Raw genomic sequence first — 24,978 nt, 5'->3', positions numbered from 1 at the left:
CATCGTCACCCCTGCTGTACGCGCTGCACACGCGCGGCCAGACGCGGCCGCGTACGCTCGAGCGGGCCGAGCCGGCCGAACAGGCCGTCCGCGACGCCGAACAGGATGCCGGCCAGCTTCGCGCGCTTGTCGCGCTCGACGAGCGCGATCTGCACGACCTGCCACACGGTCAGCAGGTTCGGCACGATCGCCACCGGAAAGCGCAGCCCGTACTGCATCCCGAGCTGCACCGCATTGCGCGCGCTGTAGTAGCGCCGTTGCCACGAATGATTCATCGACGTCATTTCGAAAGGGCCGATCGCGTGCCGCTGCTTCGAGCCGATCCGGTGCGGCAGCACCAGCGACGGCACGACGTAGAGCGGCACGTTGCGCGACAGCGCGCGGAAACTGTATTCGGTGTCGACGTGATCGATGAACAGCGTTTCGTCGAAGCGGCCGAGCACGTCGAACGCGTCGCGCGACACGACGCAGCCCGACGAGATCAGGAATGCGCAGCGCTGCATCGGCGTGCCCGGCTCGATGCGCAGGCGGCGCAGGCCGATACCGTTTGTCGCGAGTTCGGGCAGGAAGCTGCGCGCGTTTTCGTCGAAGATGCGAGGGCCGGCGAGGAACGCACGGCCTGCCAGCCCCGCGCAGACATCGCGCATCGCCGGGAAGTACGCAGCCGGCACCGACGAATCCTGGTCGAACAGCGCAACCGCGTCGAGCCGGTCGCGAAACAGCGCCGCGAGGCCCGCGTTGTACGCGCCCGCGATCCCGCCGCGATTGCCGTGATGCAGCAGCGCGATACCTTCGCGCGCACACAGGTCGCGCGCACGCTCATCGGGCTGCGGCGTGTTGTCGACGACGAGCAGCGCGTCGCATGCGTGCCGCCAGGCGCCGAGCGCGTCGAGCTGGGCATCGGTCGGGTGATACAGGATCACGAGTGCGCCGAGTGTCGTCATGGTCTTCTCCTCAATGCCCGAACGACGCGGCCGCGCCGCGCTTCGGCCGCGTCAGCCACATCATCGCGGCGAGCGCGAGACACGTCATGCTCGCCATCCAGAACATGTCGTTGGTCGCCATCATGTACGCCTGCTGCATCACGACCTGATGCAATGTCGTCAGCTCGCGTACACCGTCCACGCCCATCGCGTTCAGCGTGTGTACGAAGCGCTGCGTGTTCGCCGATGCATGCGTGACCGATTGCGACACGACGTCGTAGTGATACGTCGCGCGGTTGTCCCACAGCGTCACGCTCATCGCGGTGCCGAACGCGGCCGACAGCGTGCGCAGGAAGTTCGACAGGCTCGACGCGGCGGCGAGCCGGTCGTCCGGAATGCGCGACAGCGTCGCGGCGGTCAGCGGAATGAAGAAGCACGGCAGCCCGATCCCCTGGATCAGCCCTGGCGCGGCGATCTGCGCGAACGTCATCTTCAGCGTGAAATGCGCGTCCCACGCGAGCACGGCGGCAAACACCAGGAAGCCGAACGTCGCGAGCACGCGCGCGTCGAAACGGTGCGCATGCAACCCGACGAGAATCGAGAACACCAGCGCGAGCACGCCGAGCGACGCGGTCGCGAGCCCCGCATGAAACGCGTTGTAGCCCATCACCGCCTGCATCCACAGCGGGAACACGACGCCGACCACCGAGAAGCTCATCATCCCGAGCGAGATGATCAGCACGCAGAACGAGAACGTGCGGTCGCGAAACAGGCTGAGATCGACGACGGGATGCGCTTCGCCCGCTTCCCAGATCAGCAGCGACACGATCGCGAGCGTCGCGACCACCGCGAGCGTGACGATCAGCGGCGAGTCGAACCAGCCGCGGTCGTGGCCGAGGTCGAGCATCGCCTGCAGCGAGCCGACGCCGATCACGAGCAGCACGATGCCCGGCACGTCGACCGGGCCGGCCGCGCCGCGCTGCGCGTCGGGCCGCAGCATCGCGGTGCACACCGCGAACGAGAACAGCCCGATCGGCAAATTGATCAGGAAGATCCACGGCCACGAGAAGTTGTCGACGATCCAGCCGCCGACCACCGGCCCGAAGATCGGCGCGAGCAGCACCGTCATCGCCCACAGCGCGAGCGCGATCGTGCGCTTGTCGGGCGGGAACGTGCGCAGCAGGATCGTCTGCGACAGCGGGACCATCGGCCCCGAGCACAGCCCCTGCAGCGCGCGGCAGATCACCAGCACGTGCAGGTCGCGTGCGAGCCCGCACAGCAGCGACGTGAGCGTGAACAGCAGCACCGCGCCGACGAACAGCCGCAGCTCGCCCACGCGGCGCGCGAGCCAGCCGGTGAGCGGCACCGCGATCGCGGCCGCGACCGAGTACGAGCTGATCACCCAGGTGCCCTGGCTGTTCGATACGCCGAGACTGCCGGAGATCGCCGGCACCGCGACGTTCGTCACGGTCGAGTCGAGCACCTCGATGAAGGTCGCGAGCGACAGCGCGAACGTCAGCAGCGCCAGCCGGATGCCGCGCACCGGCTGCGCGGCCGGCGCGCTCGCCGGCCCGTCGAACGCCGACGGCGCGACGGGCCCGTCGTGAAGCGGCGACGCGGTGCTCATGCGCCGGCCACCGCGACATCGGCCCGCGCGGCCACCCGACCGCGCGCCGGGGCGAAGCGTTCGATGAAATCGGCGGCCGCGTCGCAGCCGTCCGGTGCGGCCGCGAGCAGCGCACGCACGCGCTTCGCGTGCACCGCGAACGCGGGTTCGTCGAGCACGCGCGCAAGCGCCGCGCCGAGCCGCACGCCGTCGACCGTACCGTCGATCCGCACGCCGCAGCCGTTCGCGACGACGCGTTGCGCATTGTCGAACTGGTCGTGCGCGAACGGCGTGACGACCTGCACGATTCCGGCTTCGCACGCGAGCGCCGCCGTGCCGATCCCGCCGTGATGCACGAGCGCGCGACAACGCGGCAGCAGCGCGCGCATCGGCACGAAGCGGCGCACGAGCAGCCGGCCATCACCCGGTGCCGCATCGTGCGGCGTCAGCAGGATCCCGCGCGCACCCGTCGCGCGCAGCGCATCCGCCACCGCGCGCGCATAGGCCGCGTGATCGACGAGAGTCGAACCGGCCGTAAACACGACCGGGGGCTCGCCGGCCGCGAGAAACGCATCGAGTGCCACATCATCGTCGGGGGTCGCAATATCGTTGAACAAAGGAAAGCCGCTTTGCAGATGATTCGACGGCCAGTCGGGCTGCGGCGGCGCGAACCAGCCGGGAAACAGGCACAGCACGCCATCGGTCGAATGCAGCCAGCGGCCGAGCACGCGCCGTGCGGGCGCGAGCCCCAGCTCGCGGCGCACCGCATTGAGCGCGGGGCCGCACACGCGGTCGAGCACCTGGCGCTCGATCAGCGTCATCAGCGCCGACTTCACCGGCAGCGGCCAGCGCGCGGGAATCGTCAGGCGCGGGTGGGTCGGCGGCGCATGCGCGGACAGCAGCGTCGACGGCGACACCTGCACCGACACGTAAGGCGTGCCGTGCCGCTCCTGCATGAAGCGCGCGGAAAACGCCCACAGCGTGCCGACGAGCACCGTGTCCGCATCGGTCAGCGCATGCAGCGCGTCGTAGTGCGGGCGCAACATCGGCGCGATCACCTGCCACAACGTGCGAAACGACGTGCGCGGATCCCACAGCGCCGGGTTCGCCATCGCGGCCTCGTATTCGGCCGCGGTGCCGACCGGCACGAACGCGAAACCGCAGCGGCGCACGACCGCCTCGAACGGCGCGTGCGTGCAGAACACGACGTCGTGACCGCGCGCCGCGAGCGTGCGCGCGACGCCGAGCAGCGGATGCACGTCGCCCGCCGAGCCGATCGCGGTCACGATCATCTTCGCCATCGCGCGCCTCGCGGGTGTCAGTAGAAGCCGGGAATCAGCGCCGCGACCTCGCGGCGATACTGCGTATAGGCCGGCCCGAAATATCCGGTCAGCCAGCTTTCCTCGACGCGCACCTTGTAGGCGAGCGACGCGAACACGAGCAGCACGCCGATCGCGCCGCGCCATTCGCCGCCGATCAGCGCGGCGCCCACCAGCGCGATCAGGCAGCCCGTGTAGATCGGGTGACGCACGAGCGCGTACGGGCCCGTGCGGACGAGTTCATGGTCTTCCTTCAGCGTGACCGACACGCTCCAGTTCGTGCCGAGATGCAACCGCGCCCATACCGAGAACAGCAGGCCCGCCACCAGCACCGCGAGCCCGCACTGCGCCGGCAGCCCGAAGCGCTGCCAGTCGGGCACGAGCGCCTGCCACGACGGATCGGGCAGGATGATCAGCGCGCCGCCGACGATCAGCGGAATCGACTGCAGCGTGCGCGAGCGCGACGCTTCCTTGCGCACGGTCGTTTTCGCGCGCTGCGACGTGGCGATCCAGTACGCGAGCCACGCGGCCCACGGAACGACGATGGCGATGGTCTGAACGATATTCACGGCGGGCCTGCCTCGTTGGGATGGGAATTCGGATGCGCGGGACGAGCCCGATGCACGACGGATGGCGTCACGATGACAGCGCGTGCATCGGCGCGGGCATGCACGCATGCGCGGCCGCGTGAGCGAGGCCGGCCGCGACGGGCACCTCGCCGCAAAAGAAGTCGAGCAGCGTCGTGCGCGTGTATTCGCGCTGCGCGCGGCCCTCGATGTCGAGAAAATGGCCGGCGTCCGGCACCGTCGCGAAGCGCGCGCGCGACACGTGCGCGCCGAGCTGGCGCACGTCGGCCGGCGTCGTGTATTCGTCGCGCTCGCCGTTCAGGAACAGCAGTTCGCAGCCGATGTTCGCGAATTCGCTGAAGTAGCGTTCGGGCTGCAGCGACAGGATCTGGTCGACGTGGAACGCGACCTGGTCCTGCTCGTCGCGCGGCAGGCGCGTGAGATACCGGTAGTTGTACAGCTTCATGATGCGCGGCAGGTAGCGGCCGACCGTGTCGTTCAGCAACTGCGCGGCCTTCAGGTTCTCGCCGGCCGCGATGTGGTCGCGGGCGCGCGTCACGTAGTCGACCATCGCGTCGTTCAGGAACGGCGAGAACGAGCAGATCGCCGCGCGCCGCACGCTCGGGCAGCCGCGCGCGAGCGCGAACAGCGACGCGACGCCGCCCCACGACACCGACACGAGGTACGCGGGCGCGAAATGCTCGACCAGGTGCTGGAGGATCGCGGCCTCGTCGTCCTTGGTCAGGACGTAGCAGTCCGGGTTGTGCTGGCGCGACTGCCCCGCATACGGCAAGTCGAAGCAGATCGTGTTCATCCGCTCGCCGAGATACTGGACGGTCTGGCCGAACGACGCGGTCGTCGCGAGTGCGCCATTGACGAGCATCGCCGTGTCGAACGCCGGGTCGAACACGTTCCGTTCGACGTAGACCTTCAGACCATTCGGCAGCGGGACCACGTGTTTTTCGGTCGGCATCGTCGTTCTCCGGTGGATGCGGCGTCTCGACGTCGCGGCATGCTGCAGGTGCGCAATGGCGGGTGCCGGCCCCGTGCGCGGTCCGTCATCGCGCCCATTGCCGACGCACCGCGGAAAATGCCCGCGGTGCCCATTCATTCCTCGTAGTGCGGCGCCATACTAATACGGTCGATATTACTTACTCAAGTCATTCCAAGGATCCCCTCTACTCGGTCGGGAAATGCACCGGTTTCAAATTTTTTTATCAATTTATATGGTAGACGGAATCCTTTGAAAGGTGATCGCAATCGTTTGCGAACAATCCGCACCGAGGTCGTCAAATCATCAATATCTCTTTAAATTCAATCAGATATTTTGTTTAAATCGGTTGATTGAAACGAATTTTTGAACACGATATGCCTTCACGATCCGGATTGACGATTTCACATCGCGAACAATATTACAGAGTTCGACATTCTTTCGAGATGTAATGAAAAACAGCAGCGGAAATTGTCCCCGGCATTGCGCCATTTTTCATAAACCGTTTTAAACAGATTCCAATTTAATTAACCTTCTTTCAATTCGTTTTTCCGCACCTGCACATGACCGCGAACACAATCGTTCCCCGTTATCGGGGGTCATGTCGCCGTTCGACCCCGGTTTTTTGTTGATTGAACGATCAATAAAAAACCGCTAAGCTCTCGACTTCCATGGACGGCCCGTCCGGGCGAAGGGAGTCGCGATGCCGAAAGTCGGAATGCGGGAGATTCGCCGCGCACAGTTGATCGATGCCACGCTGCGCTCGATCGACGAAGCGGGCCTGCCCGGCACGACGCTCGCATCGGTCGCGCAACGCGCGAACATCTCGACGGGCATCGTCAGCCACTACTTCGGCGACAAGGACGGCCTGCTTGAAGCGACGATGCGGCACGTGCTGCGCGACCTGTGGTCGGCCACCACGCGCCGCCGCACGGCCGCACGCAAGGATCCGCGTTCGCGGCTGCGCGCGATCGTCGCCGCGAACTTCGACGACACGCAGGTCAGCGCGCCCGTGATGAAGACGTGGCTCGCGTTCTGGTCTCAGAGCATGCACGACCCGATGCTCAAGCGCCTGCAGCACGTCAACACGCGGCGCCTCCATTCGAACCTGTGCGCCGAATTCGCGAAGGCCCTGCCGCGCACGAAAGCGCGCGAAGCCGCCGGCGGCCTTGCCGCGCTGATCGACGGCCTGTGGCTGCGCGGCGCGCTCGCCGGCGGCCCGATCGATACCCGGGCGGCATTGAAGCTCGCCCACGATTACATCGACCTGCTGCTCGCGTCCGCCTGACGCGTCACGCAGTCGCCCTCAAGGAGATCCTCATGTCCGTATTCGGTTTGCAGCGCCTCTACATCGGCGGCGGTTACGTCGACGCCACGAGCGGCAAGACTTTCGACACCTTCGATCCCGCCACCGGCGAACTGCTCGCGCAGGTGCAGCAGGCGAGCGCGGCCGACGTCGACCGTGCCGTCGCATCCGCACAGGCAGGCCAGCGCGAATGGGCCGCGATGACCGCGATGCAGCGCTCGCGCATCCTGCGCCGCGCGGTCGACCTGCTGCGCGAACGCAACGACGAACTCGCGGCGCTGGAAACGCGCGACACCGGCAAGCCGATCGGCGAGACGCTCGCGGTCGACATCGTCACCGGCGCGGACGTGATCGAGTACTACGCGGGCCTCGCGACCGCGATCGAAGGGCTGCAGGTGCCGTTGCGCGCCGAGTCGTTCGTCTATACGCGCCGCGAGCCGCTCGGCGTGTGCGCAGGCATCGGCGCGTGGAACTACCCGATCCAGATCGCGTGCTGGAAGACGGCGCCCGCGCTCGCGGCCGGCAACGCGATGGTGTTCAAGCCGAGCGAAGTCACGCCGCTCACCGCGCTGAAGCTCGCGGAAATCTATACGGAAGCCGGCGTGCCGGCCGGCGTGTTCAACGTCGTGCAGGGCGACGGCTCGGTCGGCGCGCTGCTGACCGGCCACCCGGACATCGCGAAGGTGTCGTTCACCGGCGGCGTCGAGACGGGCAAGAAGGTGATGTCGCTCGCCGGCGCGTCGTCGCTGAAGGAAGTGACGATGGAGCTCGGCGGCAAGTCGCCGCTGATCGTGTTCGACGATGCGGACCTCGACCGCGCGGCCGACATCGCGGTGACCGCCAACTTCTTCAGCTCGGGCCAGGTCTGCACGAACGGCACGCGCGTGTTCGTGCACCGTTCGATCAAGGACGCGTTCACGCAGAAAGTGCTCGAACGCGTGAAGCGCATCCGCGTCGGCAAGCCGACCGATGCCGACACCAACTTCGGCCCGCTCGTGTCGGCCGCGCAGCTCGACAAGGTGCTCGGCTTCATCGAAAGCGGCAAGGCCGAAGGCGCGAAGCTGCTCGCGGGCGGCACGCGCCTGACCGACGGCCATTTCGGCAGCGGCCAGTACGTCGCGCCGACCGTGTTCGGCGACTGCCGCGACGACATGAAGATCGTCCGCGAGGAAATCTTCGGGCCGGTGATGAGCATCCTCGATTTCGAATCGGAGGACGAAGTAATCGCCCGCGCGAACGACACGCACTACGGCCTCGCGGCCGGCGTCGTGACCGAGAACCTGTCGCGTGCGCACCGCACGATCCATCGCCTCGAAGCCGGCATCTGCTGGATCAACACGTGGGGCGAATCGCCGGCCGAGATGCCGGTTGGCGGATACAAGCAATCCGGTGTCGGACGCGAGAACGGCATCACGACGCTCGAGCACTACACTCGAATCAAGTCGGTGCAGGTCGAGCTCGGCCGCTACAACCCGGTGTTTTAAGAAAGGAGACTGACCGTCATGACGACACGCGAATACGACTACATCATCTGCGGCGCAGGTTCCGCGGGCAACGTGCTCGCAACGCGCCTGACGGAAGATCCGGACGTCACGGTGCTGCTGCTCGAAGCCGGTGGTCCCGACTACCGCTTCGACTTCCGCACGCAGATGCCGGCCGCCCTCGCCTACCCGCTGCAGGGCCGCCGCTACAACTGGGCGTACGAGACCGACCCCGAGCCGCACATGGACAACCGCCGGATGGAATGCGGCCGCGGCAAGGGGCTCGGCGGCTCGTCGCTGATCAACGGCATGTGCTACATCCGCGGCAACGCGCTCGATTACGACAACTGGTCGACGCACAAGGGCCTCGAGAACTGGACGTATCTCGACTGCCTGCCGTACTTCAAGAAAGCCGAGACGCGCGACGTCGGCCCGAACGACTATCACGGCGGCAGCGGCCCCGTGTCCGTCACGACCAGCAAGCCGGGCGTGAACCCGCTGTTCGAGGCGATGGTCGATGCAGGCGTGCAGGCCGGCTATCCGCGCACCGACGACCTGAACGGCTATCAGCAGGAAGGCTTCGGCCCGATGGACCGCACCGTCACGCCGAAGGGCCGCCGCGCGAGCACCGCGCGCGGCTATCTCGACCAGGCGAAGGTGCGGCCGAACCTCGAGATCGTCACGCACGCGCTCGCCGACCGCATCCTGTTCGACGGCAAGCGCGCGTCGGGCGTCACGTACCTGCGCGGCAGCGAGCGCGCGACCGCGCATGCGCGCCGCGAAGTGCTCGTGTGCAGCGGCGCGATCGCATCGCCGCAGCTGCTGCAGCGCTCGGGTGTCGGCCCCGGCGCATGGCTGAAGGCACTCGACATTCCCGTCGTGCTCGACCTGCCCGGCGTCGGCCAGAACCTGCAGGACCACCTGGAGATGTACATCCAGTACGAGTGCAAGGAGCCGGTTTCACTGTACCCGGCGCTCAAGTGGTGGAACCAGCCGAAGATCGGCCTCGAATGGATGCTGAACGGCACCGGCCTCGGCGCGAGCAACCACTTCGAAGCGGGTGGCTTCATCCGCACGCGCGACGATGATCTGTGGCCGAACATCCAGTATCACTTCCTGCCGGTGGCGATCAACTACAACGGCTCGAATGCAATCGAGATGCACGGCTTCCAGGCGCACGTCGGCTCGATGCGTTCGCCGAGCCGCGGCCGCGTGAAGCTGCGCTCGCGCGACCCGAACGACCACCCGAGCATCCTGTTCAACTACATGGCCGAAGCGCTCGACTGGCGCGAGTTCCGCGATGCGATCCGCGCGACGCGCGAGATCATGCGGCAGCCCGCGCTCGACCGCTATCGCGGCCGCGAGCTGAACCCGGGCGCCGACTGCAAGAGCGACCAGGAACTCGACGCGTTCGTGCGCGCCCGCGCGGAAACCGCGTTCCATCCGTCATGCTCGTGCAAGATGGGTTACGACGACATGGCGGTGGTCGATGAAGAAGGCCGCGTGCACGGGCTCGAAGGGCTGCGCGTCGTCGATGCGTCGATCATGCCGATCATCACGACCGGCAACCTGAACGCGCCGACGATCATGATCGCCGAGAAGATCGCCGACAAGATCCGCGGCCTCCAGCCGCTCGCACGGGTCGACGTGCCGTACTTCGTCGCGAACGGCGCACTGGCGCGCAATGTCGCGAAGGCCGTGCGGCAACCCGAGACGGTCTGACGCACGCGGGCGCACGGCCCGCACTTCGATGGTGTGCCGACGAAACGCCGCCGACAGTCACTGTCGGCGGCGTTTTCGCTTTCTCCGTCAGCCGCTGTTCACTTCCTGCCGCAAACGCTCGACGTCGACGTGCTTCAGGTAGTTCGTGATGTTCTGCCAGACCGGATGAAAGCCGTAGCCGCCATGCTGCAGCTCATCGAGCGCCTGCTCGCGCGTCCAGCCCTGGTACACCATCCGGTACAGCGCGGACACGAGGCCCGTGCGATCGGCGCCGTGCTGACAGTGGATCAGCACCGGGCCGTCCTGGTCGGCCGTGCGCAGCGCCTTCAGCGCGGTAACCATGTCTTCGTCTCGGATGTCCCACGTGTTGATCCGGATGCGTTGCATGCGGATCTGCGTGCCGGCCAGGATGGTGTCGTCCGCGTGAAACGAGCGGAAGCTGATGACCTTGCGGATGCCGAGCTTCTCCAGTTCCGGCACGTCCGAACGCGACAGCTGCGCGCTGCGATACAGCGACGGCGTGATCCGATGCAGGTTGTTGACGTGCGCATCGGCGATGCTCTGCGCCCATTTGACCGGCCGGGCGGATACGCCGGAAGCCGGGTCCGCGCAGGCCGGCTGCACGAGCGCGGCGAGCGTGACGGCGATCGAGGCAATGACGGCGATTTTCATGTCGGGTCAATAGAATGCGCGCTTGCGCTCGCGGGACAGGATGAACAGCACGATCGCGGCAGCGCTCATGGTCCAGTAGTCGGTCGGCGCCACGCCCAGCCAGTGGATGTGCCACGGCACATTGGCGGGGTTGAAGCGCGCCAGGCCGTAGGCCGGATTCAGCACGAACCACAGGAAATCTTCGGTCAGCCAGAACACCATGATGCACGCGATGATCCGCGCCTCGATGCGCCACGACCACCGCGCGTTGAAGATCGGCGGCAGGTGGAAGAACAGCGCGACGAACGGGAACACCCAGGCGTGGTAGCCGGTCATCGGCCGCCCGCCCCAGAAGATGTCGAGCAGCCAGTGATGCTCGATGCGCCAGGTCGGCAGGTTCGCGGCCCAGCCCGCGCTGCCCTCGATCTGGATCTCGACGTTCGCGAAAAAATACGCGAGCAGCACGACCCATGCGACGACGAACAGCGTGTGGCGCGTCGGGAGGAAACGCGCGACGCTCATGCGGCCGGCTCCAGGCCCAGCACACGGTCGAGCACGAAGCGGCCGGCGAGCGGCCGCCCGAGCGGCGCCAGGCGGCGACGCATGTCGACCAGGCGCTCCGGCGTCTGCAGCAACGCGCGGATCCGGTAGACGAGCGCATCGTCGTCGATGGCCTTCAGCGCGACGCCCTGTTCGAGCAGGAAATCCGCGTTGCGCTCTTCCTGGCCCGGAATCGGCGAATTGACGATCATCGGCAACTGCATCGCGAGGCATTCGGACGTCGTCAGGCCGCCCGGCTTCGTGATCACGAGATCGGCGCAGGCCATCAGGCGTTCGACCTGCTGCGTGAAGCCCTGCGGAAAGAGCCGCCCCGGATGCCGCGCGGCGAGCGCCTGCAGCGAGGCCAGCATCGTCTGGTTCTTGCCGGCCAGCGCGATCAGCTGGAAATCGTCGTCCATCTCGAGCAGGCGCGCGGCCAGCACGTCGAGCCCGCCGAGGCCCGCGCCGCCGGACATCATCAGGAACGTGCGGCGCGCGGGATCGAGGCCGAACTCTGCCGCACAGGTCGCGCGATCGAGCGGCTGGCCGAACGCCGGCATGATCGGGATGCCGCTGACGTGCACCGTTTCCGGCGCCATGCCGCGCGCGTGCATGCGCCAGGCGATCTCGTCGTTCGCCGCGAAATAGCCGCGCATGTGCGGCACGACCCACATGCTGTGCAGGTCGAAATCGGTGACCTGCACCCACACCGGCGTGTCGACGCGCCCCTTGCGGATCTCGCGCGACAGCAGTTCGGCCGGCAGGAAGTGCGTGCAGATGATTGCGTCCGGGCGCTGCCGTTCGATCTCCGCGAGCAACTGGCGGCAGTTGAGCCGCTCGATCGCGCGCCGGATCTTCTGCGACGCGGCGGCCGGATCGACCTCGTCGGTCTTCTGGTACAGGTAGCCCCACAGCGCCGGCTGGCTGCTGACGAGCTTGATGTAGAGATCGGTGTACAGCTTGCGGAAGCCGGTGGACACGAAGTCCATCACGTCCAGGTGGATGGCGTCGATGCCGGCCGGATGGTGGTCGGCGAATGCGCGGATCGCTTCGGCCGCGCGGGTATGCCCGGCGCCGGCGCTCACGCTCAGGAGCAGGATTTTCTTGCTTTGCTTTGACATCTGACTGACCGTTTCGATGATGGTGGCCCGGATGCGGTTCGGCAGCGACGCCGTGACGCGGCGCCATCTTGCATCCGGCTTTCAACAAGCCTGGCGGATCTTCAGCGGTGCGGGCGAACGGCTGGATCGGATCGGTCGAGCGCCCGCATCGTCTGCGGAATCATACTGCGTCCGGTCGATGGGGCCCGGGACGGACGATGCCGCGCGGGCGGTCGGGTTGGGCGGGTGGGCGGTCGCGCGTCGATGCGGACGGCGTGACGCCCCGCTCGCGCGGGCGAACGGGGCTCGATACTTCGACGCGAACGGAGGGCTCGCGCGAGAGGTTGAATCCTGTCGCTTCGTTCCGGCCAAGGCTTCGTATCAGCCCGCGTCGCCCTCGTCTTCGCCGAAGCGGGAGATCGCAACGGCCCGCGTCCGCATCCGCTTGGCGCGGATGATCGGGTTCCAGCGCGACGTGAGGCTCATCGCACCGCGCAGACGGTCGAATGCGGCATCCTCCTTCGGCCTGAAGCGGCTGACCGCCGGCCACGCGAGCACGTGGTCGAGCCACGTTTGCCACGTGTCGCCATGAAAGCGACGACCGATGTCCCGAACCGTGTCCGGCGCGGCGATCATGATGCCTGCCAGCAGCGAGTACGCCCAGAAACTGCCGGCGCCTGTCAGCTGATCGAGCCGGCACACGGATAACGCCGCGAACAGCCCGTCCGCCGACGCGAGATCGGTGCGATGCGTGCTGATTGCCCGCGCAACGAGGTTGTGCTGGCCGCCGTACGCGGCAACCGACACCCCGTTGCCGGCAGCGAGTTCGGCCGAGAACATCGCGAGCGCTGCCATCTCGTCGATGCGTGCCGCGTCGTCGCGCGGGCCGCATGTGCGTAACACGATCGCATCGATGACGGCGCCGGGACGGGGTGGTGTTGCCGTGCCCGTCGCCGCGATGGCGGTCAGTCGTTCCCTCAGGTTCTTGGCAGGCGGCGTCTCGCCGTGCGCGTCATGTTCGTGGGCGATGCGTTCGACGGCGTCTTCGTTGCCGTATTCGACGCCGCCGGCGATCCGTTCGAGCGCGGCCCAGCCGACATCCGGGTCGTCGAATGCACACGCATCGATCACGCCGTGCGCGGTGTCGAATACGGTGCGCGAGCCAGGGCAGCAACGTTCGGCTTCCGCGAGCTGCTGTGCGGACGGCACATGCGAGCATGCGCCGAGCGGATCGGCCGGGTCGCATGCGCAGCCGCCGCCGTCCGTCGCGATCCACGGGACGAGCCGGTGGAGGATCGCAGCGGCTTCGTGAGACAGGTCGACGCCGGCCTGCACGCGTATCGCGTGCGACGCGACAACAGTCATGTCGTCCGCCTCGCCCGCCATCGCCGCGCAAGCAGTCGCGTCGAGATGGTCGATCAGGTACTGCAGCCACGCGGCCGTGCGCAGCCGGTCAGGCGTCGCACCGCGGGCCTCGCCATACTTTGCTGGATCGGTAAGCATGGGTCGTCCGGGATAGTTCTGGTCGAATTGGAATCGTTTTGTTTCAATCGAGTCGGGGGCGCAGTACGTCACGCCAGCCCGACAAGTCCACCCGTATCGGATCGCAACACGGGTGGCTCGGCCGTCACGCGGATAAGCGCGACGACGCGAATACATCGAGGAAGCGAAAACTCACGTGCGAACCACACGATCCTCATGCACGGGCGGGCGCCCCGCTTCGCTCGGTCATGGTTACTGCACGTGGAGCTTCGGCGACGTCGCGAGCGTCCCGGCGAACGTGCAATCACGCGGCAGCACGACGTTCATGAACGTCAGCGACGAGTCCGAGTCTTTCCATGTCGTTGCTATCTTTCCCGGCCCGCAAGCCCCGAGCAAATTGACGTTCATCTGCGCGTTATTGATCGACAACTGTGTCGTGCTATCCACCTGTCCCGTCCACGGCGAAGCGCTGTTCGCGCTACCGGCGAACAAGCCGCAGAGGGGAGCCCCGGTGAACTGCGTCGACGTCACGTTGACGATACCGGTCGCCGAGATCGTACCGTTGAACGTGGTACTGCAGACCGCGACAATCGCTCCCTTACCGACGTTCATCAACCCCGACGCGGAAAACGGCTCGCCATTCGGATTCATCGGCATGCCGTCCGCGCGCGAAACAGTCACTGCGAATGCAGGCGCGACCGAGACCGCGGCGAATGCCGCAGCCGCAACAAGCAACGTGATTCGACGAGTTTTCATTTGTGAGGCCCTCTCTCTCGATATGTGGCGGCCTGCCACCCGAACTGCGGCCGCTCTGCGGAATGAATCCGGCCGCCGCGCCGATACGCGCGACGGCACGAACCCATCAAAGCCGCGAAAACCCGCCGCGCCTACCGCACGGCCCTCGCGCGCAACGGGTATCCGCTTCGATCCGCGATCGCTTACTGCACGTGGAACTTCGGCGACGTCAGAACGGTGCCGCCCACCGTGCAGTCCGGCGTCAGCGCGGAGTTGTTGAACGTCAGCGACGAGTTCGCATCGCTCCACGCCGTCACAACCTTGCTCGGCCCGCACGTGCCGAGCAACGTGACGTTCACCTTCACGTTGTTGATCGACAGCTGCGTCGTGCTGTCGGCCTGACCCGTCCACGGCGTCGTGCTGCTCGCGCTGCCACTGATCAGCGAGCACGTCGCGCCGCCGGTGAACGTCGTCGACGTGATGTTGACGATGCCGGTCGACGTGATCGTGCCGTTGAAGGTTGCGGTACAGCCTGCGCTGATCGCTCCCTTGCTGAGGTTCGTGATGCCCGATGCGGAGAACGGCTCGCCGTTCGGGTTCATCGGCTGACCGTCCGCACGCGAAACGGTGACGGCAAAAGCAGGCGCGGCCGAAACCGCGGTGAAAGCCACTGCAGCAACAAGCGATACGATTTTGCGAATGCTCATTTGAACTGCCCCCTCTCTTTACAAATGGCGGCACGCCGCCAGGAACGCAACCTTCCGGCCGGAACGATCCGGCCAGCCGGTCGCAGGAAACCGCCGGCACGCGTCATGCGCGCCGGTCGGCTCAGAACTTGTAGGAAATCCCGACGAACGTGATCAGCGGGTCGGCCTTCAACTTCGTACGCGTGGTCGCGAGCGTCGAGCCGTCGGCCGCCTTGATCACGAGCGACGAATAGGTCTTCAGCGGCATGTACGTCAGCGTCGCGGTCAACCCCCAGTGCTTGTCGATCGCATAGCTCGCGCCGACGTTGTAGACCGGCGTGAACGACGACGACGCCTTGCCCTCCACCGACGTCGGCCCCGGCTTGCCGGCGCCGGCCGCGAGTACGCTGCCGAGGTTCTGGTTGATGTCTCTCGCGAAGTTGCCGTTCAGTTCGATGTTGCTGAACCAGCTGTACGCCACGCCGATCCCGACGAACGGCCGGAACCGCGCCGTCGACGAATTGAAGTAGTACTGCAGGATGATCGTGGGGCTCCACTGCCGCGCGTTCTTCACCGCCGGCTGGTTCGCCGGGTCGTCCATGTTGACGCTGCCAAGCGCACCGGCCGGGCCCGGCGGCTTGATCGTGCCGTGCCCGGTCAGTGTGAACTCGGGCGGCACACCGAGCACCGACGTCACCGCGATGTGGTCGGTGAAGAAGTGCGTGAGCGTGAGGCCGACCGTATCGGCGTTGTTGACCGTCAGGCTCGTACCCGGCGACGTGAACGAACCGGGCAGGCGCAGCGGCCCGTTGATCGGCATGCCCGCGAGATTCGTCGTCAGCCCGTTGGTCGAATCCTGCGGCATGATGTGCAGCCAGCCCAGCGTCGCGACGTTGTCGCCCGCCTGCTGGGCCGATGCGAGCGTCGACACGCCTGCGACGATACCCGCGACAATCAGCTTCTTCATGAAGTCTCCCCTCATTCTGTCCGGGCGCCGCGCATCTGCGCGCGGCGCCACCGTGTCTCCATCCAGGCGTGCGTCACTGCACGAATGCGCCGACCGTGAAGTACGGGTTGCTCGTATCGTTCATGTCGAGGAACCCGAATACGCCGCCGGTGAACACGAACTTGCCGGTTGCCGGCCCCGACGCCGCATCCGCATGCACGGTCGTCACGACCCCCGGCACCTTCTGCGTGTAGTCGAGGTTCAGCGCGCGCGTGAGCGCGGCCTGCGACGCGTTGAACGGATCGAGCAGCGTGGCCTGTGCGCCGATGAGCGCGGTCGCGCGGTAGTTGAACGCACTGTCGACGCCCGTGTACTCGCCGTCCTGCGAACCCTGCGCGATCGCCGTCTGCGGGCTCAGGAACGAGATGCCCGATTCGTCGTCCGCGCTCGGCGGCCCTTGCGTGAGGTCCGCGTTCGCCGCGCCGGTGCGGATGAAGATCGGCACGAGCTGGTTGCGCAGCTTGCCGACGATCAGGATCCCCTTGCCCGCCTTCGCCGGATCGAGCGCGGCGAGCGTCGGCGGAATCTGCGGCAGGTAGTTGAGCGACTGGAACGCCGGCGCATCCGGACGCAGCGTGAACGGCTGGTTCACGGTCGCGCTCGACGCAAGCGGCTGCCCGCCGTTCTTCTTGCCGAAGTTGTCGGTCTCGACGTAGCTGCCGTCCGCGTTGATCGTCACCTTCTGGTCGAGCGCCACCGGCTGGAAGTTCTGCGACGGCACCTGGTGATAGCCGAGCTGGTTGTACGTGCCGGCGATCTTCGTCAGGTCGGTTTCGAGCGACGAGAAGCTGATGAACGGGTAGTACGGGAACGTCGTCTGCGGAATCTTGCCGACGCCGATCACGCCGTTGAACTGGATCGTCGCGCCCGGAATCGCGCCACCCAGCACGCCTTCGCCGAGGAACAGCCGCGCGGGCCGGCTCGGGTCGAGGCTCGCGTTCTGCATCCGGAACGTGCACTGGTTCAGCTTCACCGTCGGCAACCCCGTTTCGTCGGTCAGCGTGCCGTCGACCACATTCGCGGGGGCCGTGTCGCGCGTCGGCTGCACGGTGCCCGCGGTGGTCGGTACCGGCGATGCGAGGTAGGTCATCCGGTACGTCATCTTCGTCGTGTCGAGCTGCACTTTCACGAGCTCGCCCGACCCCGACCCGCCGATGAACACCGTGTTGTAGTCGATCGTCTGCGGGCACAGCCGGACCACCGGCGCGGGCGGCGGGTCGCCGTCTCCGCCGCATGCGGCCAGCACGGGCGCGAGCGACGCCGCGGCCATCCATTGTTTCAAATTCATAGGAATCCTCTTGAAATTCGATTCGCCGGCGGCGACGCACGCGCCGCCGGTATTACGTGTTCAATGCAGGGTTACTGGACGAATGCGCCGACCGTGAAGAACGGGTTGACCTGGCTGTTGTTGACGACCATCGCGTAGACGTTGCCGGCCGTCAGGATCCAGCCCGTATCGCCCTTCTTGAAGATCGCCACGTTGCCGTTCGCGCCCTTCGCGTTGAAGTCGCTGTTGGCCGTGACCGCGATCTTGCCGGGTGACGCCTGCGTATAGTCCAATCCGAACTGCGCAGTCTCCGACGACGTTTGCGGGTCGATGAACGCCGCGGTATTACCCTGGAACAACGTCGACGTGTAGTTCGCCGCGATGGTCGACACGGCGGTGCCGTCGCTGCAGTTACCGGCCGATGGCGTGAAATAATTGAAAGCCGTGTTGAACGTGCCGGGCAGGTCCGGATGCGGAACGAACGGGTTGAAGCTCGGGCCCTGGCCCGCCGCGCTGCTCGCCGGCCCGTTGTTGGTCACCACCCCGCACGCGGAAGCACTCGTCGCACCGATGAACCCGCCCTTCAGCACGTTCGACGCGACGGCTTTGGCAGGGGCGAGCATCGAGATGCCAACCTCCGCATCGGCCACCGAGCCCAACGGATTGCCCGGCGCTGCATAGGCATACCCGACACGGATCACGACCGGCACCAGCGCACCGTTCAGCTTTCCGACGATCATCACGCCGTGCGCCTGGCTCGGCACGATGATCACGAGCGGCTGGCCCTGGCCTGCCGTCGGATACGCCTTGCCCGATTGCGCATTGCTGACGAACACATTGTCAGACGTACCGTCCGCATTCTTGCGCAATGTCCACGGCGAACCGGTCGTCTGACAGGAATAGTCGCTGCCTTGCGTGATCGTGCACGAACCGTCCGCGTTGAGTGTCTGGTTCCAGTTCACAACGTCCGGCTGCCAGCCCTGCGGCGTGGTGGTCTGATAGTTGGTACCGGTCGGCGACAGGTGAATGCCGACTTCGTTGTACACGCCGGCCACCTTCGAGAAATCCGTTTCGGTGTTGGTAAAGCCGATGAACGGATAGAAGTCGAACGTGCGCGACGGTACGGAGCCAATGAAGAAACCCGGCGCGAGTTCAATACCCTGGAACGCGATCGTCGCGCCCGGAATCCCGCCGCCCACCACGCCGTTGCCGACGAACAGCATCGGCGGATCCGCACGATTGATCGTCACCGAATACGTACCGTCGCTCGTCGCGCCGCTGTCGAGCACGAACGCGCAACGATTCTGCTCTGCCGTCGGGAGATTGGTCGGATGATGGAACGCGCCGCTGATCGTCAGGCCCGCGCGCGTGTTGTTGATCTGCCCTGCCGAGGTCGGCACCGACGAGTCGATGAACTGCATCTGATAGGTGAGCTTCGTCGTGTCGAACTTCACCTTCACGTATTCGCCGCTGCCCGAGCCGCCCGTATACGTCGTCGTGTAATCGAGCGCGTCCGGACACAGCTTCGTCACGACCGGCGGCGTGGTTTCGGCGCCGCTCGGCCCGCAGGCGCTGCCCGAGCACTGCGGCACGTTGATCGGCCCCGGATCGTCGCCGCCACCGCAACCGGCGACGAACGGCAAAGCGACTACCGCGCACGACAGGATCGCCTTCCGCCATTCAGGAATGCAAATCATCAACCCCTCCTTTTCAGGTACGACAAGTCTCTTCCGGCCAAGCTGCATGGCCCGCCGGTTGGTATCGCGCCGCCGCACGAACGCGCGGCGCATGACGGTGCGCGCCAGGCGGCCGCGATGCCGTTCAGGCAGATGCGGCATGTGCCGCGGCGGCAGACAAGCGCGCTCCCGCAGCGCCGTCATGCGGCACGGCGCCGTCGGAACGATCGAAACGGAAAGTGGTTCGCCGCTACACGGCGAGGTGACGATGCAGGCACGCGACCTGCGTCGCGCCTGCATTCAGCGAAAAATCGGGAAACGGCAGTCCGGCTGGCCCCGCGGATACGCGTCTCATGGTGTGGTCTCCATCCGTACGCTTGATTCGTTATCGTGATGCGTCGTTTGTCGAGACTATGATCGGACCATTCAAACAAGTAAATGGATGCAGAGTTCCAAACGAATGAAACCGCGCAATCCTAGCGTTCATACGGTATTTGACAGATTTTCAAACAGCCTTCATTTTATTTGCTCAGACAAATACCGGGGCCGTGGAACACGCGTTTGAACGGTACCCGCCAAATCGCGCCGAGCCGCGCCGGCCGGCCCTCGGCGGCCGCCGCACATGTTGCAGCGCAACCTTACACGTCGATGATCGCGAGCGTGCCGTGGCTGCCGGGCAGCACCGCGTGTCGCGTGCCGGCGTGCGCGAGATACATCTGCCCGGCCCCAACCACGATCGTTTCCGCGTCGACCTCGAGCATCAGCGTACCGTCGAGCACCAGCAGCCCCTCGTTGTAGTCGTGCACTTCCGCTTCGTACGGCTGCGCATCCATGCGCAGCACCTTGATCCGGGCCGGCCCGACTTCGCCGACGATCGTGGATTTCCATGCGGCGGCCTGGGCGTCCGCCACGGATTTGAAATCGATCAAAGACATGCGCGCTGCTCCGTGAACGATGAAAGGAACGCATTATCGCGAGCGCGCCGCGTGCCGTCCCGGTACGGCGCAAGGGCCTTCGGGCAGCACAGTCGGCCGGCCGCATGCGCGGAAGCGCCGCCCCGGCCCGATTCGCGGAAAACGACCCGAATTATTCGCTCGATTCAAATAAAACCCATTTTTATTGACCTATATACGGGTAATTCACGCCAATCCGGCACCGGCAACGCCCGGCTTTTCCATCAGAATGCATTTCGATCTACCGATTGCTAATATGGCGGTCCCGCGATCCCGCACCACAACGCCGTTCGACATGACGCCCGTTCGCCATGCCGTCCCCGGTCCCCGCCGCTTCGCAGCGGCGGCGACACCGGGCACGCGCGGCACACCGCGTCGCGCCGGCCGGCCGTGCCATCCGTGAGCATGCAACCGATCCTTTCCGTCTCCGACCTCTCCAAGACTTACGCGTCCGGCTTCCAGGCGCTGAAGCACGTGACCCTCGACATCCGCCCCGGCGAGATCTTCGCGCTGCTCGGGCCGAACGGCGCCGGCAAGACGACGCTGATCGGCTCGATCTGCGGCATCGTCACGCCGACCGAAGGCCGTGTGACGGTCGGCGGCAACGACATCCGCGATCAATACCGCGCGGCGCGCGAAATGATCGGCCTCGTGCCGCAAGAGCTGACCACCGACGCATTCGAAACCGTCTGGGCGACCGTGTCGTTCAGCCGCGGGCTGTTCGGCAAGGCGCCCGATCCCGCGTACATCGAGAAGACGCTGAAGGCGCTGTCGCTGTGGGACAAGCGCGACAACAAGCTGATGACGCTGTCGGGCGGCATGAAGCGCCGCGTGATGATCGCGAAGGCGCTGTCGCACGAGCCGCGCATCCTGTTCCTCGACGAGCCGACGGCCGGCGTCGACGTCGAACTGCGCCGCGACATGTGGAAGCTCGTCGATTCGCTGCGCGAAAGCGGCGTGACGATCCTGCTGACCACGCACTACATCGAGGAAGCCGAGGAGATGGCCGACCGGATCGGCATCATCCTCGGCGGCGAGCTCGTGCTCGTCGAGGAAAAGCGCGAACTGATGCGCAAGCTCGGCAAGAAGCAATTGACCGTGCAGCTCGAGCACCCGCTCGCGGAGGTGCCGCCCGCGCTCGCGCCGTTCGGGCTCGAACGCGCGGACGACGGCGCCGCGCTCGTCTACACGTACGACTCGCAGCGCGACGACGCGAGCATCGCGACACTGATCAACGCGCTCGGCTCGGCCGGCATCGGCTTCCGCGACCTGCACACGACGCAGAGCTCGCTCGAGGACATTTTCGTCAGCCTGATCGACAACCGCCGCAACGGCGTGCAAGGAGCCTGACGCATGAACTGGCATGGAATCCGCGCGATCTACCGCGCAGAAATGGCCCGCACGCGCCGCACGCTGATGCAGAGCATCATCGCACCGGTGATCTCGACGTCGCTGTATTTCGTCGTGTTCGGCTCCGCGATCGGCTCGCGCATCAGCGACGTGAACGGCATCGGCTACGGGTCGTTCATCGTGCCGGGCCTCGTGATGCTGTCGCTGCTGTCGCAGAGCATCTCGAACGCGTCGTTCGGCATCTACTTCCCGCGCTTCACGGGCACGATCTACGAGATCCTGTCCGCGCCCGTGTCGTACTGGGAGATCGTGATCGCTTATGTCGGCGCGGCCGCGTCGAAGTCGATGCTGCTCGGCGTGATCATCCTCGCCACCGCCGGCCTGTTCGTGCCGCTGCACATCCTGCATCCGTTCTGGATGGTGCTGTTCCTGGTGCTGACGGCGATCACGTTCAGCCTGTTCGGCTTCGTGATCGGCATCTGGGCCGACAGCTTCGAGAAGCTGCAGCTCGTGCCGCTCCTGATCATCACACCGCTCACGTTCCTCGGCGGCAGCTTCTACTCGGTCGACATGCTGCCGCCCGCATGGCGCGTGATCACGCTGTTCAACCCGATCGTCTACCTGATCAGCGGCTTTCGCTGGTCGTTCTACGGGATCGCCGACGTGCACGTGTGGATCAGCCTCGCCGCCACCGGGCTGTTCCTCGTGATCCTGCTCGCGATCGTCGCGTGGATGTTCCGCACCGGCTACAAGCTGAAGAACTGACGTGGCGCGCGCCGCCCGCCGATGACGCATTTGGGCAAGCAGGCGGCGCTTTTCCTCTGATGCGGCAGTTTGTGGTCGCGTCTACTGAATACGAAGCATCGGGGCCCTGGAGCATGCGCTGCACGGCCCCTTTTCATTTCAGAGGACGCCATGCCCGCCGCCACCGCACCCGCCTCCGCCGCTGCCCGGCTCGAACGCCTGCCGTTCTCCGGCTATCACAAGCGCATCTTCTTCATCATCGCGATCGCGTTCTTCTTCGACTCGGTCGACCTCGGCACGATGACGTTCGTGCTCGGCTCGATCCGCAAGGAGTTCGGGCTGTCGACCGCGGCCGCCGGCCTCGTTGCGAGCGCCAGCTTCTTCGGGATGGTGATCGGTGCGGCCGTCGCCGGCCTGCTCGCCGACCGCTTCGGCCGCCGGCCCGTGTTCCAGTGGAGCATGGTGCTGTGGGGCGCCGCGTCGTACCTGTGCTCGACCGCGCAGAGCGTCGACGCGCTGATCTTCTACCGCGTGCTGCTCGGCATCGGGATGGGGATGGGGATGGAATTCCCGGTCGCGCAGACGCTCCTGTCCGAATTCGTGCCGACCGAGAAGCGCGGCCGCCTGATCGCGCTGATGGACGGCTTCTGGCCGCTCGGTTTCATCACGGCCGGCGTCGTCGCGTATTTCGTGCTGCCGCAGTTCGGCTGGCGCACCGTGTTCGGGCTGCTCGCGATTCCGGCCGTGTTCGTGCTCGTCGTGCGCCGCATCGTGCCCGAATCGCCGCGCTGGCTCGAACATGCGGGCCGGCATGCGGAAGCCGACACGGTAATGCACACGATCGAGGCAAAGGTGATGCGCTCGGCCGGCGTGACGACGCTGCCGCCGCCGTCGCGGCTCGCCGAGCCGGCCGTCGCGCGCGGCCACGGCGCGCTGCGCGAGATCTGGAGCGGCGTGTACCGCCGCCGCACGGTGATGGTGTGGCTGCTGTGGTTCTTCGCGCTGCTCGGCTTCTACGGCCTCACGTCGTGGCTCGGCGCGCTGCTGCAGCAGGCCGGCTTCGAAGTCACGAAATCGGTGTTCTACACGGTGCTGATCTCGCTCGGCGGCGTACCGGGCTTCCTGTGCGCCGCGTGGCTCGTCGAACGCTGGGGGCGCAAGCCGACCTGCATCGCGTCGCTGATCGGCGGCGGTGCGATGGCATACGCCTATGGCCAGAGCGCGCTGTACGGCGGCAGCACGACGCTGCTGATCGTCACGGGCCTCGCAATGCAGTTCTTCCTGTTCGGGATGTGGGCCGCGCTCTACACGTACACGCCCGAGCTGTACGGCACCGGCGCGCGTGCGACGGGCTCGGGCTTCGCATCGGCGATCGGGCGCGTCGGCTCGCTGATCGGGCCTTACGTGGTCGGCGTCGTGCTGCCGGTGTTCGGCCAGGGCGGCGTGTTCACGCTCGGCGCACTGTCGTTCATCGCGGCGGCGATCGCCGTGTGGACGCTCGGGATCGAGACGAAGGGCCTCGCACTGGAACAGCTCGCGGCGGGCGACGAGACGGGTGGCAGCGGCCGGTATCCGGCGGCGGCGGACAAGGTGTCCTGATCGAAGCGGTGTGTTCCCGGGCCGGAACGGCGTTCGGCGCCGTGCCCGGCCGCCGCGCGAACCGACGGGCCTCACGTCCGGTGCGACGCTGCTAGACTGGTTCGACGCACCGGTTCGCGCGCGGCCGCCTGCCTGAAGCGCGGCGGCGATCAAGCGACGGCGCAACCCCACTCCCCGCGCGAGGATTGCATCGATGGACCACGCCCGTATCGACGAAATCCGCCGCGGCCTGTTTCGCGCGACGACCTACATCGACAAGCTGAAGCTCGGTTTCAGCCAGTTCTTCGTCCGCGCGCCGGGCGGCGACGTCGTCTGCATCGAAACGGGTACGCGCGCCAACTTTCCGCAACTGCGCGCGAGCCTCGCGACCGTCGGCATCGCGCCATCGACGGTGAGCAGCGTGATCGTGCCGCATTTCGAGGTCGACGAGATGGGCGCACTGCCCGATTTTCTCGCGGCCAATCCGGCACTCGTCGCGTACGGCCATCCGATGTGCACGCACGGGCTGGCCGACATCTTCGGCGTGCGCGCGAAGCCGCTGAAGGACGGCGAGCCGACGACGATTTCAGGCGTCGACGTCGTACCGGTCTTCACGAAGCATGTTCACCAATGGGATGCGCTGGTCGTGTACCTGCCGGCGTACAGGGCGCTGCTGTCGTCGGACATCCTGATGCGCTTCGGCGACGAGGAAACGGACGACCCGTTGCCGTTCATCCTCGAATCGATCCGGCGCTCGGACTACCTGCCGTCGCTCGCGCACCTGGCGAGCGCGCTGCGCCGGATCCAGGCGCTCGATCTCGACATCATCCTGCCGATGCACGGCCCGGCGATCACGCATGACATCCCGCGTGTGCTCGCGGGTGCGATCGCGCACTGCGAAGCCGCCGCCGCGTAAGCCGCGGCAGCGGCAATCCAATGGAGGTTCAGTCGGCGCCGATCAGGCGCCGGCGACGATGAACTCTTCGGCCGCCTTGCGCTGGACCGCGGCCATCACGGCCAGTTCGTGCTTGCTGCGCGTGTCGCCGGACACGACACCCGTCGCGTGCTTCGCCTTCGCGCCCAGCGGGAAAAACACAAACGACGCGCCGTCCGGGGCCGCCGGTTCCGCACGCAGGCGTTTGTTCAGGATTTTCAGGTACTTCTTCTTCGAGACTTCCTTAGCAGCCATGGCACCCTCCGCGTCAACGTGGCGAGGATCAGCATACCAGTTTTGGCGACGCGATCCGTGACGGCGCCCGCCGGCCGGCCCGTCACCGAAAATTCGTCGAGCGCGAT

Annotated in this window: 23 protein-coding genes; 7 read left to right on the top strand and 16 right to left on the bottom strand. The window is 66.4% G+C overall.

Annotated elements, in window-relative coordinates; translation table 11 throughout:
- Positions 1-5: 5 nt before the first annotated feature.
- The 5 genes from AC5LXK_RS19405 to AC5LXK_RS19385 all read right to left on the bottom strand — a co-directional run bounded on the left by AC5LXK_RS19405 (position 6) and on the right by AC5LXK_RS19385 (position 5,387).
- Entirely contained in the window at positions 6-944 is a 939-nt protein-coding gene (locus AC5LXK_RS19405) for a glycosyltransferase family 2 protein (RefSeq protein ID WP_493393084.1), read from the bottom strand.
- 10 nt (positions 945-954) lie between these two features.
- On the bottom strand, positions 955-2,550 hold the full coding sequence (locus tag AC5LXK_RS19400; protein ID WP_493393083.1) for a DHA2 family efflux MFS transporter permease subunit: 1,596 nt from the start codon (positions 2,548-2,550) through the stop codon (positions 955-957).
- The gene (locus AC5LXK_RS19395) at positions 2,547-3,830 is read right to left on the bottom strand and encodes a glycosyltransferase (protein WP_493393082.1); all 1,284 of its coding nucleotides are present in this window, start codon (positions 3,828-3,830) and stop codon (positions 2,547-2,549) included. The genes AC5LXK_RS19400 and AC5LXK_RS19395 overlap by 4 nt, the downstream gene beginning before the upstream one ends.
- Before the next feature lie 17 nt (positions 3,831-3,847).
- Complete coding sequence (locus AC5LXK_RS19390) at positions 3,848-4,417, bottom strand: methyltransferase family protein (protein WP_493393081.1); 570 nt, start codon at positions 4,415-4,417, stop codon at positions 3,848-3,850.
- Between the two features lie 67 nt (positions 4,418-4,484).
- Positions 4,485-5,387, bottom strand: coding sequence for an alpha/beta fold hydrolase (locus AC5LXK_RS19385; RefSeq protein ID WP_493393080.1), 903 nt, complete (start codon positions 5,385-5,387; stop codon positions 4,485-4,487).
- Between the two features lie 721 nt (positions 5,388-6,108).
- On the opposite strand from AC5LXK_RS19385, the gene betI reads away from it, so the two are divergent.
- The 3 genes from betI to betA are packed head-to-tail and all read left to right on the top strand — an operon-like array spanning position 6,109 to position 9,914.
- Positions 6,109-6,693 carry a transcriptional regulator BetI gene (gene betI / locus AC5LXK_RS19380; RefSeq protein ID WP_175906945.1) on the top strand — a complete coding sequence of 195 codons (585 nt, stop codon included), beginning with the start codon at positions 6,109-6,111 and terminating at the stop codon, positions 6,691-6,693.
- A 32-nt stretch (positions 6,694-6,725) separates the two neighbouring features.
- Positions 6,726-8,195 carry a betaine-aldehyde dehydrogenase gene (gene betB, locus AC5LXK_RS19375; protein WP_493393079.1) on the top strand — a complete coding sequence of 490 codons (1,470 nt, stop codon included), beginning with the start codon at positions 6,726-6,728 and terminating at the stop codon, positions 8,193-8,195.
- Between the two features lie 18 nt (positions 8,196-8,213).
- Positions 8,214-9,914: a choline dehydrogenase gene (betA, locus tag AC5LXK_RS19370; protein ID WP_493393078.1), complete on the top strand. Its 1,701-nt coding sequence runs from the start codon at positions 8,214-8,216 to the stop codon at positions 9,912-9,914.
- Positions 9,915-10,001: 87 nt separating this feature from the next.
- On the opposite strand, the gene AC5LXK_RS19365 is transcribed toward betA, so the two are convergent.
- From AC5LXK_RS19365 to AC5LXK_RS19320, 10 genes are all read right to left on the bottom strand, one after another.
- On the bottom strand, positions 10,002-10,586 hold the full coding sequence (locus AC5LXK_RS19365; protein WP_493393077.1) for a dual specificity protein phosphatase family protein: 585 nt from the start codon (positions 10,584-10,586) through the stop codon (positions 10,002-10,004).
- A gap of 6 nt (positions 10,587-10,592) precedes the next feature.
- The gene (locus AC5LXK_RS19360; protein ID WP_493393076.1) at positions 10,593-11,087 is read right to left on the bottom strand and encodes a hypothetical protein; all 495 of its coding nucleotides are present in this window, start codon (positions 11,085-11,087) and stop codon (positions 10,593-10,595) included.
- Positions 11,084-12,226 (bottom strand): MGDG synthase family glycosyltransferase, encoded by a 1,143-nt coding sequence (locus AC5LXK_RS19355; RefSeq protein ID WP_493393075.1) that lies wholly within the window; start codon positions 12,224-12,226, stop codon positions 11,084-11,086. The genes AC5LXK_RS19360 and AC5LXK_RS19355 overlap by 4 nt, the downstream gene beginning before the upstream one ends.
- A 360-nt stretch (positions 12,227-12,586) precedes the next feature.
- On the bottom strand, positions 12,587-13,708 hold the full coding sequence (locus AC5LXK_RS19350; RefSeq protein ID WP_493394018.1) for a hypothetical protein: 1,122 nt from the start codon (positions 13,706-13,708) through the stop codon (positions 12,587-12,589).
- Between the two features lie 231 nt (positions 13,709-13,939).
- Entirely contained in the window at positions 13,940-14,443 is a 504-nt protein-coding gene (locus AC5LXK_RS19345) for a PraA/PraB family alkane oxidation protein activator (RefSeq protein ID WP_493393074.1), read from the bottom strand.
- 182 nt (positions 14,444-14,625) lie between these two features.
- Positions 14,626-15,129, bottom strand: a complete 504-nt coding sequence (locus AC5LXK_RS19340) for a PraA/PraB family alkane oxidation protein activator (protein WP_493393073.1) — start codon at positions 15,127-15,129, stop codon at positions 14,626-14,628.
- Between the two features lie 121 nt (positions 15,130-15,250).
- A complete protein-coding gene (locus AC5LXK_RS19335; RefSeq protein ID WP_493393072.1) occupies positions 15,251-16,075 on the bottom strand; it encodes an OmpW/AlkL family protein in 825 nt (274 codons plus the stop codon).
- A gap of 73 nt (positions 16,076-16,148) precedes the next feature.
- Positions 16,149-17,402, bottom strand: coding sequence for a DUF2957 domain-containing protein (locus AC5LXK_RS19330; protein WP_493393071.1), 1,254 nt, complete (start codon positions 17,400-17,402; stop codon positions 16,149-16,151).
- A 71-nt stretch (positions 17,403-17,473) separates the two neighbouring features.
- Positions 17,474-19,078, bottom strand: coding sequence for a DUF2957 domain-containing protein (locus AC5LXK_RS19325; protein ID WP_493393070.1), 1,605 nt, complete (start codon positions 19,076-19,078; stop codon positions 17,474-17,476).
- A 617-nt stretch (positions 19,079-19,695) separates the two neighbouring features.
- Positions 19,696-19,992, bottom strand: coding sequence for a cupin domain-containing protein (locus tag AC5LXK_RS19320; protein ID WP_493393069.1), 297 nt, complete (start codon positions 19,990-19,992; stop codon positions 19,696-19,698).
- A 423-nt stretch (positions 19,993-20,415) separates the two neighbouring features.
- On the opposite strand from AC5LXK_RS19320, the gene AC5LXK_RS19315 reads away from it, so the two are divergent.
- The 4 genes from AC5LXK_RS19315 to AC5LXK_RS19300 all read left to right on the top strand — a co-directional run bounded on the left by AC5LXK_RS19315 (position 20,416) and on the right by AC5LXK_RS19300 (position 24,598).
- A complete protein-coding gene (locus tag AC5LXK_RS19315; RefSeq protein ID WP_493393068.1) occupies positions 20,416-21,360 on the top strand; it encodes an ABC transporter ATP-binding protein in 945 nt (314 codons plus the stop codon).
- A gap of 3 nt (positions 21,361-21,363) precedes the next feature.
- Entirely contained in the window at positions 21,364-22,125 is a 762-nt protein-coding gene (locus AC5LXK_RS19310; RefSeq protein WP_175841104.1) for an ABC transporter permease, read from the top strand.
- Positions 22,126-22,275: 150 nt separating this feature from the next.
- Entirely contained in the window at positions 22,276-23,703 is a 1,428-nt protein-coding gene (locus AC5LXK_RS19305) for an MFS transporter (RefSeq protein WP_493393067.1), read from the top strand.
- 193 nt (positions 23,704-23,896) lie between these two features.
- Positions 23,897-24,598 (top strand): oxygen-binding di-iron domain-containing protein, encoded by a 702-nt coding sequence (locus AC5LXK_RS19300; RefSeq protein WP_493393066.1) that lies wholly within the window; start codon positions 23,897-23,899, stop codon positions 24,596-24,598.
- Positions 24,599-24,640: 42 nt separating this feature from the next.
- Here the strand turns inward: AC5LXK_RS19300 and AC5LXK_RS19295 are convergent, their stop codons facing one another.
- Positions 24,641-24,871 (bottom strand): hypothetical protein, encoded by a 231-nt coding sequence (locus tag AC5LXK_RS19295; RefSeq protein ID WP_493393065.1) that lies wholly within the window; start codon positions 24,869-24,871, stop codon positions 24,641-24,643.
- Positions 24,872-24,978: the final 107 nt, after the last annotated feature.

The organism is Burkholderia pulmonis (assembly GCF_984667975.1).
The sequence above is the reverse complement of the archived record's forward strand: the minus strand, read 5'-3'. Positions and strand labels throughout refer to the sequence as shown.

Bases quoted from the DNA above. Each gene is read 5' to 3' on its own strand.
- AC5LXK_RS19405 (WP_493393084.1), bottom strand. From the start codon at position 944: ATGACGACACTCGGCGCACTCGTGATCCTGTATCACCCGACCGATGCC.
- AC5LXK_RS19400 (WP_493393083.1), bottom strand. From the start codon at position 2,550: ATGAGCACCGCGTCGCCGCTTCACGACGGGCCCGTCGCGCCGTCGGCG.
- AC5LXK_RS19395 (WP_493393082.1), bottom strand. From the start codon at position 3,830: ATGGCGAAGATGATCGTGACCGCGATCGGCTCGGCGGGCGACGTGCAT.
- AC5LXK_RS19385 (WP_493393080.1), bottom strand. From the start codon at position 5,387: ATGCCGACCGAAAAACACGTGGTCCCGCTGCCGAATGGTCTGAAGGTC.
- betI (WP_175906945.1), top strand. From the start codon at position 6,109: ATGCCGAAAGTCGGAATGCGGGAGATTCGCCGCGCACAGTTGATCGAT.
- betB (WP_493393079.1), top strand. From the start codon at position 6,726: ATGTCCGTATTCGGTTTGCAGCGCCTCTACATCGGCGGCGGTTACGTC.
- betA (WP_493393078.1), top strand. From the start codon at position 8,214: ATGACGACACGCGAATACGACTACATCATCTGCGGCGCAGGTTCCGCG.
- AC5LXK_RS19365 (WP_493393077.1), bottom strand. From the start codon at position 10,586: ATGAAAATCGCCGTCATTGCCTCGATCGCCGTCACGCTCGCCGCGCTC.
- AC5LXK_RS19360 (WP_493393076.1), bottom strand. From the start codon at position 11,087: ATGAGCGTCGCGCGTTTCCTCCCGACGCGCCACACGCTGTTCGTCGTC.
- AC5LXK_RS19355 (WP_493393075.1), bottom strand. From the start codon at position 12,226: ATGTCAAAGCAAAGCAAGAAAATCCTGCTCCTGAGCGTGAGCGCCGGC.
- AC5LXK_RS19350 (WP_493394018.1), bottom strand. From the start codon at position 13,708: ATGCTTACCGATCCAGCAAAGTATGGCGAGGCCCGCGGTGCGACGCCT.
- AC5LXK_RS19345 (WP_493393074.1), bottom strand. From the start codon at position 14,443: ATGAAAACTCGTCGAATCACGTTGCTTGTTGCGGCTGCGGCATTCGCC.
- AC5LXK_RS19340 (WP_493393073.1), bottom strand. From the start codon at position 15,129: ATGAGCATTCGCAAAATCGTATCGCTTGTTGCTGCAGTGGCTTTCACC.
- AC5LXK_RS19335 (WP_493393072.1), bottom strand. From the start codon at position 16,075: ATGAAGAAGCTGATTGTCGCGGGTATCGTCGCAGGCGTGTCGACGCTC.
- AC5LXK_RS19330 (WP_493393071.1), bottom strand. From the start codon at position 17,402: ATGAATTTGAAACAATGGATGGCCGCGGCGTCGCTCGCGCCCGTGCTG.
- AC5LXK_RS19325 (WP_493393070.1), bottom strand. From the start codon at position 19,078: ATGATTTGCATTCCTGAATGGCGGAAGGCGATCCTGTCGTGCGCGGTA.
- AC5LXK_RS19320 (WP_493393069.1), bottom strand. From the start codon at position 19,992: ATGTCTTTGATCGATTTCAAATCCGTGGCGGACGCCCAGGCCGCCGCA.
- AC5LXK_RS19315 (WP_493393068.1), top strand. From the start codon at position 20,416: ATGCAACCGATCCTTTCCGTCTCCGACCTCTCCAAGACTTACGCGTCC.
- AC5LXK_RS19310 (WP_175841104.1), top strand. From the start codon at position 21,364: ATGAACTGGCATGGAATCCGCGCGATCTACCGCGCAGAAATGGCCCGC.
- AC5LXK_RS19305 (WP_493393067.1), top strand. From the start codon at position 22,276: ATGCCCGCCGCCACCGCACCCGCCTCCGCCGCTGCCCGGCTCGAACGC.
- AC5LXK_RS19300 (WP_493393066.1), top strand. From the start codon at position 23,897: ATGGACCACGCCCGTATCGACGAAATCCGCCGCGGCCTGTTTCGCGCG.
- AC5LXK_RS19295 (WP_493393065.1), bottom strand. From the start codon at position 24,871: ATGGCTGCTAAGGAAGTCTCGAAGAAGAAGTACCTGAAAATCCTGAAC.